Source organism: Pseudothioglobus sp. nBUS_23 (assembly GCF_051201565.1).
GTDB lineage: Bacteria > Pseudomonadota > Gammaproteobacteria > PS1 > Pseudothioglobaceae > Pseudothioglobus.
In genome coordinates, this window is record NZ_CP179200.1 from 80,981 (window position 1) to 96,028 (window position 15,048).

The window sequence follows — 15,048 nt, forward strand, 5'->3', positions numbered from 1 at the left end:
GGAGATAGATATATACACCCTCACTCACACATCAAACGAAATTTGGACTTTAGTCCAAGTTGACATATATCTAATTATTTAAATTTAGCTATGGTATTCTAAATCTAATCCCATTTAAACCTTAATACTTCTATGAAGAACCTACTTCTGATTTTAGTTTTATCACTTTTCTCAATTCAGAGTTTTGCGGGCTCGTGTCCTGATGGCAGTGAACCAGTCAAGAGTATTTCTGCGGATGGCACTTATTTTGTTTTCAATTGTGGCGATGGAAATGATAATGCTAATAAAAAAACAGCTAATCAAATTAATGAAAATATAATTTCACCAATATCGCAAGGCACTTATACCCACAACAACAAGTATCACTCTGAACCTCCATTTTATTTTGCTTATGCTAAATTACTTGATACAAGAATGCGAATAGCAAAAATTCAAGGAAAAGGTGAGGCTTTTCAAATAAGTAAACTTGATGGAATTCCTGAATTAAATGAATTGTTTAAAAAGAACAAAGTTTCAGAGTTTCCAAATAAAAAAAGGTGGACCGCAGAGCTTTATGGGGATTTTATGGCAATTGATGAAAAGGTAAAGTGGATTGCTCAAATAAATCCATCAGCTTTGGTTGAAGATTTCATCAGTATAGATTTAGATAATGATGGCGATAAAGATTGGCTTGTTTTCTTGTTTGGTTTCACACAAGCCATAAAAGATTCTTCAAGTGGGATTTATAAAAACTGTGGCAGAGAGGGCTGTGTAAGTGGAGACGTGGTATTCCCAGTTGTTGCTTTTCTGACTGATGAAAATGGCAAGGCTCAAGGACCAAAAGATGCGGGTCAATTTTTTGTAAGTGGAAACGCTCCATATGTAAAAAATGCTCGCATGATACGTATTGCCGATTTTAATGGTGACAGTATTGATGATTTTGTTATTGCAGATGGTGGTTGGGATAACCGCGGTTATAGCTATAGACCGTCTTATCAAAGTCATCTATTTATGAGCACAGGCGACAAATTTAAGCATGTCGAATTTGGCATATTAGATAAAGCCCATGGAATAACTGCTGGTGATATAGATAATGACGGTGACCAGGACTTTATCATTTCCTATGTCGATAGGTCAGTCATTCATATTAATGATGGAAAAGGTAATTTTAAAAATCAAGGCATGATTCAGATGGGATATCACACAAATTATCTTGAGCTTATAGACTTTGACTCCGATGGTTATCTAGATTTATTTATTGGGACAAATGGTTGTAAAAATGCTTCAAGTGTTCTCAGAAATAATGGAAGAGGCTCATTCTCACCATGGGATCAAATTAAAATTCCTATAAAAGCTAGTAAGTCATCACAGGATTGTCAGTCTCGTACATGGAGTGGTGACTTTGGGATGGTTCATCATATTGTTGAGTATGATGATAAATTTCTACTACTTACAAGTAATAACCATGTGGGCTGGGGCTTTACAACGCTTCAAAAGAATGGCAAGAATGTGAAAATAATGAATTCAGGCAAGTTTAAAAAAGAAAATGTTTCCGATGGAACTTTTCCTTATAAGTTGATGGTAAATAAAGACCAGGTTGTTATTTTTGATTTTAATTTCCATCCTTATTATTTTGAATTTAATCATGAGACTGGAGAACTTATTCAGCAGCTAAAAGAATCATCTTTTCATAAATCACAAATCGAATTATTAACTAATCAAAAAAAATTACAAGTCTGTGATGCGGTCTTTAGTGAGTTTTTTGGAGGTGAATACAACAAAAGAACAAACAAAGATACTTACTTTTTTGTCTCTCTTGATAGTAATGGTAAGGATTGTCATTATGAATGGTCTACCAATGAGATGACAGCATTCCAACAATGCGAAGAGAATACAAAGTCTAATGGAAAATGCACTATCTATGCCATTGGCGATACTTCTGTTTGGGGAAATCCCAATCTTTATAAGGAATTAACTGGAACAAAATAAAGACCATCCTTGGCATATTTATTTAGACTTTGAAGGTACGGGGGGAGCCCCTCTTGACATCGTGGATAGATATATACACCTTCCCTCACACATCAAACGAAATTTGGATTTCTATTTGAACTATAATTCAATTATGAAAAAACTATTCCTACTTTTAATTCTATCCTTTTTCTCAGCTCAAAGTTATGCTGGGTCGTGCCCAGATGGCAGTGAGCCAGTCAAGAGTATTTCTGCGGATGGTACTTACTTTGTATTTAACTGCGGCGGTGCTAATGAAGCACCTTCTTCTAATGCTAATTCATCTAATACCAAGTCAAACTCGAATCAAGCCTATCAATCTTTTCCAGTGCATGAATTTGCAAAATCCCCACTTCGTGATTTGAAGGTTCCTGAAAACTGGAAACTATTCAAAGACCCCAGTGAGTTAGATCTTTTTCATGAGCGATTCAAAGGCCCAGTTCATGAAAATCAACCTATTAATTCGTGGAAGATGCAAAATTATGTGGATGATTGTGAACGCGGTATTTCTGAATTTGATCAAAACTTTCGTTTGCTTGAAGAGAATTTGGCCAGAAGTTTTATAAGATGCGCAAGAGTATTCACTCTTCGTCATTTTCGAGATCGAGCTGAAGGTATAAAGACCTTTGAAAGAATACTTCTGTCCTGGGCAAAAACAAAGCCCGTCATCTATGCAGCAAACTCAAATGATGAAAATATATTTGGTAGTCAGGCGTATGCAGCGTCTATGCTTATGGGAGATTTTGCATCTTTTTACGCTGTTTATTATGATGATTTTGATTTCACTCAAGAGCAGCGCCAATCTGTAGAGGAATACTTAAGTGATTGGCTAATCAATCATGATCTTACCCTTCCTGGATTCCCAATCTGTAACCTCAAGGATATAAAGCAATTCGAAGTTGGTGGTGCCAATACAACTAGAGCTGCAAACTATTGCGGAAGTAACCGCTGGCGTATGGGAATAGGTGCTGTCTATCTCGGTCTTAGAACGGGTAACCAAGAGCTATTTACAGCAGGTAATAGGCATATTGAAATAAATTTAGCTACAATTGATAAAGATGGTATTAATGCAGTTTGGGCTGGAAAAGGAGTCTTGGCTCTGAGCTATTTAAGACAATTTCCAGAGGTCCTAACGCTGCTTGCAGTGGCCTACGAATCGATCGGCTATGACTTTTATGAACACCAATTGCCTCGTGGAAAAAAAATTCATGAGGTCTATGAGGCATTATTTGATTTTATTTATCATCCTGAGAAACTGAATAAGTATGCACATGGAACTCGTTACTATGGAGGCAAGGGAAATCCAGGGGTTATTGACGTCTATGAATTCGATAAACTTCCATTAAGTGAAAAATGGAACCGTGAAATGATTTCCCCAGAAATACTAGCAGCCGAGTCCAAGGGTTATGTTATTCGATATCGTCCTGATTTAATGGACAAGATTGAATACAAAAAAACATGGGGGTATAACCCCAATAAGCAAGCAGAATGGAAATGGGGTGAGTATGAGCACTGGCAGGAACATGTTTCAAGATTTGTTAATATTTCAGGTTTAGCAATTTATGAGGCGTTTAATCAAAATGTTTCAAAGTTAATCATCGAGGAACAAAAAAAATTAGAACAAGATCAAGAAAAAAACAGGCTTCGATTAAAGAACAATGCTGAATCATTAAAGGTTAAAAAGTCTCAAGAGCAAGAACAGCTTTTAGCAGAAATTCCAATTTATGATATGAATGATGAGACTCTAATTTTAAATCTTGACCTAGCTGAATTTGTCGAAATAAGTCCGCCAAAAAAACAAAACAAAAATTCTGGATTGGAGACACACAAAGCAGAAATAAGTTGCGAGTTAAGTATGGGCAGTTTTCAAGTTCCTGAGTTTAGGCCATTGGCTTTTAAATATGTTTTATATAATGAGAATAGATTATCAATCAATGTCGGTGATTTGAATGCGCCTGAGTTTAACCCGTTCAAAAGACATCGAGCCTCTCTTCAAAAGGAATGTGGCCTTGAGTTAATGAATGAATATGACTGGATGAGTTTTGTCAGCGAAACGACCAATATGAAGAGTGCTAAAAACCAACAATGTCATTATGATTATTTCAAGGATGCAAATGACGAAGAGGCTTGGAAGTTGTTTCAGGCTGTCTTAGGTGGGACGGCTTCTATACTGAATTATCTAGAAGAAAATGTTGAGCGATGACTTGCTAGCTAGCATAGCTTCTCATTAAATCTATAAACCCTCCCTCACACATCAAACGAAATTTGGATTTCTATTTGAGCTATAATTAAATTTTTATCTACCAATCCTCCTTTTTGTCTAATGAAAAAAATATTATTTATTTTTGTGCTGTCTTTGTATTCAATTCAAGGATTTGCTTCAAATACTTATGACTCTTTTCCAGTTCATGAGTTTGCAAAATCTCCACTTCGTGATTTAAAAGTAACTGAAAACTGGGAACTATTCAAAGACCCCAGTGAGTTAGATCTTCTTCATGAGAGATTCAAAGGTCCAGTTCACGAAAAATACTCTATTGGGTGGTGGAATATGCACCCTTATGTAGATGATTGTGAACGAGCAATTTCTGAATGGGATAAAAGCTGGCTTTCTCATAAAGGTCAGGGGCTTTCAAATGGAATTCAATCAAGCTTTATCAGGTGTGCTACTTTTTTTACGCACCAGCATTTCCGTAATCGTGATGAGGGGATTAAGGTATTTGAGAGAATCCTTTTGTCTTGGGCTAAAAATGAGCCAGTTGCTTATCCTACTTCTAATAATTTAAAGATGTGGGAACACGGCGCTTTAGGATATGCTTCTACCATGCTTGTTGGTGATTTTGCATCGTTCTATGCTGTCTATTATGATGATTTTGATTTTACGCAAGATCAGCGTCAAGCAGTTGAGAGCTATCTGAGTGATTGGCTCATAAACCATGATATTGATCCACCTAGAATGTATCAAAGATGTGACCTTGAAGATCTGACAAAGTTTGAATTTATAGGGAATAATTTTATGTCTATAGATTACTGCGGCAGTAATAGGTGGCGTTTAGCTCTAGGGGCAGTCTACCTTGGACTAAAGACTGGCAATCAAAAACTTTTTACTGCCGGAAATCGCCACCTTGAAATAGCCTTAGCAGTAATTGATAAAGATGGCATTTACGCCCCTTGGGCTAGAAAAGGCGCACTGGCTCTGAGTTATCAAAGGCAGTTACCAGAAGTATTAACCCTACTAGCAGTTGCATATGAATCTATTGGCTATGATTTTTATGAACATCAACTTCCTCATGGGAAAAAAATTCATGAGGTCTATGACGCTTTCTTTGATTTCATTTATCATCCTGAAAAGCTCAATAAATATGCTTTTGGAATCCCAGACTATGGGGATTTAGATGTTCACGAATTTGATAAGTTGCCACTTGAAGAAAAGTGGCATCGTGAGTATATTAACCCTAAAGTATTGGCGGCGCAATCAAAAGGGTATGTCCTAAGGTATCGTCCTGATTTAATGAGTATGATCGACTACTCTAAAAAATGGGGCAAGTTTTGGGACAATTATATATCGGTTTTTGTTAATATCAGTGGTGTAGCAGTATATGAGGCATTTAATCAAAATGTTAGTAATTTTCTCCAAGAACAGGATGAAAAACTGAAAGAGAAACAAGAAGAAAATAGGCTTCGATTAAAGAAAAATGCGGAAGCAATAAAGGCTAAAAAAGATCAAGAGCAAGAACAACTAGAGACTAAAAAAGCTCAAGAGCAAGAACAACTTTTAGCAGAAATTCCAATTTATGACATGAATGATGAAGCCCTAATTTTAAACCTTGACCAAGCTGAATTTTTCGAAATAAGTCCGCCTAACCAACAAAATAAAAATGTTGGGTGGGAGACACACAAGGCAGAAATTTATGGTGAATTGAGACTTGAGAATTTTCACATTCCTAAATTTAGACCGCTGGCTTTTAAATTCGATGTCCTTAATGAGAGTAGATTGTCAATTAATGTAGGTGAACTCAATGCGCCTGAATTTAGACCTTTTACAAGACATCAGGCTTCCCTTCAAAAGGAGTGTGGACTGGGACTAATGAACGAATATGATTGGATGAGTTTTGTCAGCGAAACGACCAATATGAAGAGTGCTAAAAACCAACAATGTCATTATGATTATTTCAAAGAAGCAAATGATGAAGAAGCTTGGAAATTATTCCAGGCTGTCCTAGGTGGTACGGATTCTACACTGAATTATCTAGAAGAAAATGTTGAGCGATGACTTGTTAGCTAGCATATCTATTCATTAAATTTATACACCCTCCATCACACATCAAACGAAATTTGGACTTTAGTCCAAGTTGACATATATCTGATTATTTGAATTTAACCATGGTATTCTGAACCTAATCCAATTTGAACCTTAATACTTTTATGAAGAACCTACTTCTGATTTTAGTTTTTTCACTTTTATCAATACAGAGTTTTGCTGGCGGATGTCCAGATGGAAGTGAGCCAGTTAAGAGTATTTCTGCTGACGGTACTTACTTTGTATACAACTGTAGCGCGGGTAATGAAAAAGCGTCCTCATCAACTGCTAAAAGCCTTAAGTTTGAGCTAGATACAACAAATGGCAAGCTTGAGGACTATTCTTATATAACTGACCCAACAGGAAAGTTTAACAAAGTTCATAAATTTACTACCGGAAGTGAATGTGGGTCAAAAACAAGAGATATTGATTGGGATAATATGGTAGGTGAAATGGAAACCAGTGACTGTGGAGAAAATTCAGTAAGGTCGCAAATGGTTGAACAAGTGTGGGAAGATAATCGACCAGGAGATATTCAGCCAAATCAGCAGTGGTATAGCTGGGATGTATACTTACCAAATGATTTTCCTATACAAGATAGTGGTAAATTATTGCTTGGAGAGTTTCATAATAGTGAATGTCCACATATAGCATTTACAAGTCAAGGAGGAGAAGACAATGGAGTTTTACATTTCACAACACAGAAACTATGGGATGGAGATTGTGCAGATTATGGTGAGGATACATCTAAGATACCAATAACACAAATCCAAGACATGCGAGGCAAGTGGACAAATTTTCATTTAGAAATGAAGTGGGAGAATAATGAAACTGGCTTGGCAAATCTTTGGCTAAATGGTAAACAAGTCTTAGCCTATAAAGGCAGAACTTTAACATTGCAAAAAGAAAATCTAAATTTTATGCTTTTCGGTCTTTACCAATGCTGTAATGATAGAGATAAAGTTATAAAACCAGCTATGGCTTACTTCACAACTCCAAAGACCTCAATGAATCCAATTACACCTGTAGAGGTTACTCTTGATAATACAAAAACTTCAAGCTCTTTTAAAGTGAAGTCTAAGGCTGTAAAACCTCTCGAGCCTATTAAAAAAGTTGGTGAGGCAGCTAATAACTTCGATGGGTCTTATGCACTCATAATAAGAACTGAACCGACAGATGGACAAAAAAATATTGGCACCGCACAATTTATAATTAAAGATGGGAAGATTAGTATTGCTAGAAAATACCGATATCTCAGTACGAGTGCAATCAGTAGTTATGATACTTTTGAAGGCGTAATTGATAAAGAAGGAAACATAAAAGCTTCAATTGAGCTCAATCCAATAATGGATATGGTAGAGCCTAAGACTATTAAGTTCTCGGGAAGTATGGACTCACTTCAGTTGAGAGGAAAGTTTGAGGATATTAAGTCTTGGGATAACAATACTAAAGAGTATGTCCTTGATGAAAATTTTTATCCATCTTTTTTTGATGTGATTATCGACTTCAAAAAAGAAAATTATTAAACTTTTATTAGCATTTTTAGATAAGTTCAACAAGCCCATGCGAAAGCTTCTAATACCGCTACTTTTAATTCTATCCTTTTTCTCAGCTCAAGGTTTTGCGGGGTCTTGTCCTGATGGTAGTGAACCAGCCAAGAGTATTTCTGCTGATGGCACTTATTTTGTATACAACTGTGGTGGTTCAAACACGGCAAACAGCAGTACTTCCTCACAAAAAGTAGCCAAGGCACTTGCTGGTATTAATATTGAAAATGACCCAAATTTAGATTTTTTCAGTTTGCCATTAGGTCTATACCCAACAAATAAAACGTTGCATGGATCTGAGGGAAGAATTGCTGATTTTAATAATGATGGTTTATCCGATGTTATTTATATAGGAATGATGGATATGAATGCTTCTCCCTCATGTACTTATTCAGATTGCAGTTATAGTCAAATAGATGATAATGATAAACCGCTACCGGCACTTTATTTGGGTAATGCTGATGGTAAATTACACTACTCGCCTGAGCTTTTTATAGATAATCGATCCAATAAAGGAATGTCGCTTGGAAGAAGACTTCTAATCGCGGACTTCAATAATGATAAATTGTTAGATATTTATATCAATGATACTTCAGTTAGTGGGCCAGAAAAATGGGGGTATCGAGATAGCTATTTTTTAAGTCAGCCTAACGGAACTTGGCTTGAATCTAGTAAAACACATCTAAGTCAGCCTAACTTTAGGGTTTATGATCATGGCGGAGCAACGGGCGATATTGATAATGATGGAGATATGGATATTGTGATAACTGAATTGCATCCTCAATTCAATAATGGGTTTTACTGTCTGATGAATAATGGAAGTGGGTTTTTGAAAATGCGCAAATGTGGCGGCACAAGTTCTGCGTCATCTGTTGAGCTATCTGATATCGATAATGATGGCGACTTGGATGCAATAGTTGGTGGCATGAATAGAAACCAGTTTACAGGCATTGTTTGGAATGATGGTTCAGGAAATTTTCTATCTTATATGGCGAGCCCTCTTAATGATCACAATGATGTATTTCATGGAATTCCTGATGTTACAGCTTCAGATTTAGATAATGATGGAGATATGGATATTGTGTTTAGTAAAGTGGGAACACAAATCTTCAACTCCAAGGCAGACTATAAAGGCTCTGCAATTCAATTTATAGAAAACTTAGGTAGTAAAAAGTTTAGAGAGTATGATCCAATCCCAATAGTTAAAGATTCAAGAATTGGTTGGATTAAGAATATTCTATTTAGAGATTTAGATAATGATGGGGACATAGATTTATATCTAAACTCCATGGATCAAAGCACTAATGGTTCAGTTTTTGTAAATAATGGCGACTTTAACTTTTCATTAATAATGCCACCTGAGGCATACAAGTTATATGGGTCGCTAGCGCAAAATGGCATAATTGAGTCTCTCGTAGATAGAGAAGAAAAAGTAAGTCAGCTTGCTGAACTTAAAAAGAAACAAGAAGAGGAAAAAGCTAAAAGGCTTGCCAAGGATAGGGAAAATAAAAAAAATAATTTTAAATATTCGTCACGAAACTTTAAATCTCAGTTAAAACTATTACAGACTCAAGGTAATTTAGCGGTTTGTAAAGCTATTTTAAAAGAGTTCCATGCTGGTGATTACTACAGCCAAACTAATAAAGAAACTTATTTATTTATCTCCATTGATAGTAATGGCTTGGATTGTCATTATGAATGGTCTAGAAATGAAAACAATGCCCTTAGACGATGTAAGCAAAATAATAAAACAGATGGTAAATGCACAATCTATGCCCTAGGTGATAACATTGTTTGGGGTGATCCTGAGCTTTATAAGGAATTAACTGGAAGAAAATAGGTGCCATCCTTCGCATATATATACTGACTTTGAAGGTACGGGGGAGCCCCTCTTGGCCTTTCGGATATATGTATACACCCTCCCTCACACATCAAACGAAATTTGGAATTCTATTTGAGCTATAATTTAACTTTCTATTTATCTCATTCTGCTTAATGAAAAAAATATTATTTATATTTGTTTTGTCTTTGTACTCTATTCAAGGATTGGCCTCATCATGTCCTGATGGAAGCGAACCAGTTAAAAGTATCTCTGATGATGGCACTTATTTTGTTTTCAATTGCCCTGATCAAGTATCTCCTGATACTGATACTAATAAAGGTCTTATTAAATCTAATGACATTAGCTTTCCAGGTAAATTTTATACAACAGAAATTAGCGCCTGTAATGCCTTAGTCCCCGTATCTTTTAGCTTGAATTCTTCTATTAATCTTGTTAAAGGTTTAGTTGGCTATGATTGGCATGCTGATTGGGAGGCAAACAGTAATTCCATGAATGTTTATCATCAAAAAATTACAGAACCAATGAATATGCTAATGGCAGCAACGCATAACGCATTGGGAAACGATTATCAAGCTAATATTAGCATAGCTAAAAACTTGTTAATAGAACTGGCTAAAACAGATACCTTGTATGACAGTATTGGCTATATTGAAGTCAGAAAGAAACCTGGTTGCTATGCCGGTGGTGATATAAATGCACCCTGCTGGTACCATGAATATCAATTCGCCAGTAACGTATTTTCAAATTACATGATTACTGCATTATGGTTGCGAGATGAACTCAACGAGCAGGAGTTTGAGATTGTAGATAAGTACATCAAAAAGATGTACAAAAAGTTTCTACAGCCAATAGAACTTCAGGAAGAGGAGCAGGGTTTTTATGCCATGGCTAATGGTGGCACATCAATTCTTGCATACGCATCTTGGACAAATGATAAAGAGCTTGCTGCAGAAGAAATAAATCACAGGTTTAAAGAAATGGATAGGCTATTCTATGATGATGGCTACATAAACAACAATTCATTCAGAGGATATAGAGGTCAATGGTACCACTCTTATGGATTAGATATTGCACTTGGTTACGTCTATATTGCGGAATTATGGGGCGCAGAGATTCCAGACAAACTTCAAAACAAATTAGTTAAAGCATCAGAAGTTGTAAACCTAGCTATAACTGATTGGGACAAGTTTAAAAGCAGAAAGTATGACGGCAATCAAAGTAATGCTATTAATGACCCAAATAATGCCATAAAGCACACTCACCAAGTCGCAATTGCAATAGACACACTAATGAAAATTGTCACTGGTGTAGAACTCGAGTACGACCCTGTGTACCTTCAAAAAAGAAAGTACCAAATTGGAAAGTCCAACGGAATAGATGAATTGATTGGATTTCCCCCAAATTGTATTAATTAGGCATCAGCGTTAGGACACTCTACTTTCCCTTACACATCAAACGAAATTTGGACTTTAGTTCAAGTTGACATATATCTGATTGTTTAAATTTAGCCATGGTATTCTTAATTGAATCCTAGTTAAACCTTAATACTTTTATGAAAAAACTATTCCTTCTCTTAATTCTTTCCTTCTTCTCAGTTCAAAGTTTAGCGGGGTCCTGTCCAGATGGAAGTGAGCCAATCAAGAGTATTTCAGAGGACGGCACTTATTTTGTTTTCAACTGCGGTGTTAGCAATGAACAATCATCTTCAAATAGCAACGATTCATCTTCCTCTTCCTCAGTAAAAGCTGTTAAATTTGAATCATTTGTGGATACTGAGACATCATCAAGTTGTAAAGACCTCGATACAAATTTTTATCGTAAGAGCTCCAATAAGTGCTCAATCATTGCTGTCCTAGATAGAAAGCCTAAATTTCCAGGCGGACATTGGTTCAAGAATGTTTGGCAAACATCAGGATTGCTTATCCATCGAGTTAATAAAAATGGAAATCTTGAAATAGTTGGTAAAGCTGAAAACATTCAAGTAGAGACAAATGAGAAAACAGATCGGCCTGGCCAAATGGAGATTGCAACCATTGAAGTTAATACAGAAGAGCTTGGCTCAAAATCTGTTGAAGTCATTAAAAACCCAATTGTTGAAATACCAGCCTCTACTATTCGAATGGTCTTGACTGATGTTAATCAAGATGGCTTAACTGAATTAGTCATTGCAGGTATGCTTGAAGATGGTAGGCATCAGGATTCATCATGGAAGGATGTGAATTATATCTATGACTTTGAGACTGAAAGCTATACAAAGTTTGGCAAACCAATGTATTCACATGACTTCGTAGCTGGAGATTTAGATGATGATGGCTATGATGATTTTATTGATATATCCTGGGGTGGAGATCATCAGGGATCGGGGATTGGTGTGTGTAATGGAAAAAGCTTGGAGTGCGTTTATCAGAACCATCCTACAAGACTTCAAACATCTAAAACATCACTTTCTGTCTATCCTAACAAAAAAGGTGGCATCTTATTTCACAACTGCGATAAGGAGTATTTAAGTTGGTGCTGGTCAGAGGTGACTTACAATAATTGGGGTATAGAGTTAAAGCCTTTAGACAAGTATATTGCTAGTAAAAAGCCTGATAAGGAGGAGCTATTTAATAACTGGTCAGGATGGGAGCAAAAAAGAAAAGGATGGGCAGTGCCTGGATATGAAACGAGCGAAAGATTTAAATTAATCAGCGAATCCTATCGTTCTCATCAATTCGACATGGATGGCGATGGTGACTTTGATACTGCCACCTGGAAAGAAAATCGACTTTGCAAAAAATCAGCTTCAGAAAAAGTATATCAAATTACCTCCGATTGTAAACCTGTAGGAGAGATGTTTTTCTTTAGAAATGATAATGGCAAGTTTACTGTTTCGGATAGGCATGAGATTGACCCTGGCGCAACAACGCGCTTATACAGCTTCGACATAAATCAAGATGGCCATATGGATTTTTATGCCTTTAGAGACGAGTGGAATACATTTGAGTGTAATAATCAAATTAATAATATATTCTTTGGTAATGGCGATGGAACTTTTAGGAGGCCGTCAGTTAAAGAGCAAAGTGAAATCTTTGGGAACTACGGCTGTGAAATACAATCATATTTCTTCGACTTTGAGGGTGACAGCTATAGAACTTTCTTTACTCACAAATACTCAAAGAATTTCTCTGGAAGTAGGGCAGTATATGTTGGTGTGGAGAAACTTGCTAATAATTAAATTAGATTAAAAAAGTTTAATAATTAATTCATTGAGGATTGATACTAGCCATTCACTTACACATCAAACGTAATTTGGACTTTAGTTCAAATTGAGTCTAATTAAGGTATAGTTTATGTATGAAAAAACTACTCTTATTTTTAATTTTATTTTTCTTTTCAATACAAAGTTATGCAAACTCCTGCCCTGATGGCAGTGACCCAGTTAGGAGTATTTCTGCTGATGGTACTTATTTCGTCTTTAACTGCAGTAGTAATAGTGAAAATGCTTCTCAGTCCAATAATTCAGCTTCAACTGAGGAAAAAACTCAAATTGAGTGGGTTGATGGTTTATATGCAAAATCAATAACAGATGAATTCAATGTCTTAAGCAAAGATTTCAGTAAGTCTGTCGAATCTGGGGGTTCAATGATTACACCCCTTGGTTCGGGTGATTTTTCAGGAGACGGCATGCCTGAAATTGTTTACGGCATACAATATTGGGATTTAAAAAAAGGCTCTCATATTAAGCCAATATTTTTGACAAAAACTCCTGGCAAGGGTTTTTCTTTGTTTAGACCAATAATGGATATAGTTCCATATACTTGCAATGCTAGAAGTTCGGTCATTGAGGATTTCAATGGAGATGGGGTCAACGATATTTTCATTGCTGACACTGGAGTTGACTATGATCCATTTCCTGGCTGCCAAAACTCATTAATCTTGAGCGCTCCTAACGGCAAATTTATAAATGCTACTTCAAACTTACCACAAATATTAGACTTTACTCATGGAGTTACCAGTGGAGATGTTGACTCAGATGGGGATATTGATTTGTTTGTTACGCAAGCAGGCATTGACGTTAATGTACCCCATTATTTCTTAAGAAATAATGGCAAAGGTAGATTTACTAAAATTCCAGATGGGCAACTATTAGATAGGGGTCTTTCTTATATATCGTGGAAACCTGGTAATAAAAGAAGAAACATTTTCTATACTCCAGGTTTGGAGTTTGTTGATGATGATGACAAGCTTGATTTAATTCTTTTAAGTGGCAAGCTTGAAGGTGTTGACAACAACAGAATAATTTTTGGTTCGAATTCTGGATTCAAAAAAAGCGATGCCCTTGAACTTCAACCCGGAAGATTTGGCAGGAAAAGTGCTGGATACAATTATCTCGTAACAGATATTGATAATGATGGTGATAACGATATATTGATACTTCATGTAACCATAAACCTATTGATAGAGCGGAGTCATCTCGGCATAGATCTTCAAGTTCTTATCCAAGAAAATAATCGAAAATTCGTCGATAAAAGTAATTTTTATTTTCCAGGAATTACCTTTGATTATGGAACGTGGAACAAATCGCTTAATTTGATAGATATAAATAATGACGATAAAAATGATATTGTATTGGTTTCTGGTAACGGAATTGACGACCCATCCAAACAGCAAATAGGAAGTCAAATTAAAACAAGCCCGCCTAAGGTGTTGATTAGACAAGAGGATGGCTCATTTAGACCTCTAAATAATGATTTACTTACTGGGGGAGAAAAAAACACTCTTGCAGGTATTCGCCCAATCGATATAGATAATGACGGAGATATAGAATTTGTTGTCCATAAAGGCTCAGAAAAAGGGTTTACTCTTCAAGTACTCGAGTTAACAACTAATAAAGATGAATCCACGTTGGAGTCCTTTAGACCCACCCATAGCAATCGCTCGTCAGATACAGTTCTAAGTAGCCCGTTATTTGATGGACGCTATTCTTTTACTATATCACGCTTCAATGAAAATGATGGAAGTCAGCGCCTAGGAAATGGTTATATTGAAATCAACAATGGAATCATGACTGTGGCAAAAGAGGGTCGCACTCTAGATAAAAGAATTGGTTCAATAGACTTGTATGATTCATTTAAAGGTCAAATTGATAAGGAAGGCAATATTATCAGTTCGCTTAAAATAAATGTCTTGACTGGAAAGACCCATTTATTTTTAGTAGATTTAAATGGGAGTATCGATAGCCCATTACAAGGTGAGTGGGACCATTATTTTGACGTGATTTTGAAGTTGGATAAAAAAGAGTAAGTCAAAAACCACCCTCCCTCACACATCAAACGAAATTTGGATTTCTATTTGAGCTATAATTAAATTTTTATCTACAAATCCTCCTTTCT

Annotated in this window: 8 protein-coding genes; all 8 read left to right on the forward strand. The window is 36.0% G+C overall.

Annotated features, from left to right (window positions below):
• Positions 1 to 132 precede the first annotated feature (132 nt).
• The 8 genes from ACMAZA_RS00435 to ACMAZA_RS00470 all read left to right on the forward strand — a co-directional run bounded on the left by ACMAZA_RS00435 (position 133) and on the right by ACMAZA_RS00470 (position 14,959).
• The gene (locus tag ACMAZA_RS00435; RefSeq protein ID WP_435189060.1) at positions 133 to 1,968 is read left to right on the forward strand and encodes an FG-GAP repeat domain-containing protein; all 1,836 of its coding nucleotides are present in this window, start codon (positions 133 to 135) and stop codon (positions 1,966 to 1,968) included.
• Positions 1,969 to 2,101: 133 nt separating this feature from the next.
• Complete coding sequence (locus tag ACMAZA_RS00440) at positions 2,102 to 4,189, forward strand: hypothetical protein (protein ID WP_435189062.1); 2,088 nt, start codon at positions 2,102 to 2,104, stop codon at positions 4,187 to 4,189.
• A 120-nt stretch (positions 4,190 to 4,309) separates the two neighbouring features.
• Positions 4,310 to 6,256, forward strand: coding sequence for a hypothetical protein (locus tag ACMAZA_RS00445; RefSeq protein ID WP_435189064.1), 1,947 nt, complete (start codon positions 4,310 to 4,312; stop codon positions 6,254 to 6,256).
• A 152-nt stretch (positions 6,257 to 6,408) separates the two neighbouring features.
• Entirely contained in the window at positions 6,409 to 7,809 is a 1,401-nt protein-coding gene (locus ACMAZA_RS00450; RefSeq protein ID WP_435189066.1) for a heparin lyase I family protein, read from the forward strand.
• 37 nt (positions 7,810 to 7,846) lie between these two features.
• Positions 7,847 to 9,670 carry an FG-GAP repeat domain-containing protein gene (locus tag ACMAZA_RS00455; RefSeq protein WP_435189068.1) on the forward strand — a complete coding sequence of 608 codons (1,824 nt, stop codon included), beginning with the start codon at positions 7,847 to 7,849 and terminating at the stop codon, positions 9,668 to 9,670.
• A 155-nt stretch (positions 9,671 to 9,825) separates the two neighbouring features.
• Entirely contained in the window at positions 9,826 to 11,088 is a 1,263-nt protein-coding gene (locus tag ACMAZA_RS00460; RefSeq protein ID WP_435189070.1) for a hypothetical protein, read from the forward strand.
• Between the two features lie 137 nt (positions 11,089 to 11,225).
• Complete coding sequence (locus ACMAZA_RS00465) at positions 11,226 to 12,890, forward strand: FG-GAP repeat domain-containing protein (protein WP_435189072.1); 1,665 nt, start codon at positions 11,226 to 11,228, stop codon at positions 12,888 to 12,890.
• A gap of 119 nt (positions 12,891 to 13,009) precedes the next feature.
• Positions 13,010 to 14,959, forward strand: a complete 1,950-nt coding sequence (locus ACMAZA_RS00470; protein ID WP_435189074.1) for an FG-GAP repeat domain-containing protein — start codon at positions 13,010 to 13,012, stop codon at positions 14,957 to 14,959.
• Positions 14,960 to 15,048: the final 89 nt, after the last annotated feature.

What these genes read in the sequence shown, in the direction of transcription:
- ACMAZA_RS00435 (WP_435189060.1), top strand. Translation starts at nt 133, where the DNA reads ATGAAGAACCTACTTCTGATTTTAGTTTTATCACTTTTCTCAATTCAG.
- ACMAZA_RS00440 (WP_435189062.1), top strand. Translation starts at nt 2,102, where the DNA reads ATGAAAAAACTATTCCTACTTTTAATTCTATCCTTTTTCTCAGCTCAA.
- ACMAZA_RS00445 (WP_435189064.1), top strand. Translation starts at nt 4,310, where the DNA reads ATGAAAAAAATATTATTTATTTTTGTGCTGTCTTTGTATTCAATTCAA.
- ACMAZA_RS00450 (WP_435189066.1), top strand. Translation starts at nt 6,409, where the DNA reads ATGAAGAACCTACTTCTGATTTTAGTTTTTTCACTTTTATCAATACAG.
- ACMAZA_RS00455 (WP_435189068.1), top strand. Translation starts at nt 7,847, where the DNA reads ATGCGAAAGCTTCTAATACCGCTACTTTTAATTCTATCCTTTTTCTCA.
- ACMAZA_RS00460 (WP_435189070.1), top strand. Translation starts at nt 9,826, where the DNA reads ATGAAAAAAATATTATTTATATTTGTTTTGTCTTTGTACTCTATTCAA.
- ACMAZA_RS00465 (WP_435189072.1), top strand. Translation starts at nt 11,226, where the DNA reads ATGAAAAAACTATTCCTTCTCTTAATTCTTTCCTTCTTCTCAGTTCAA.
- ACMAZA_RS00470 (WP_435189074.1), top strand. Translation starts at nt 13,010, where the DNA reads ATGAAAAAACTACTCTTATTTTTAATTTTATTTTTCTTTTCAATACAA.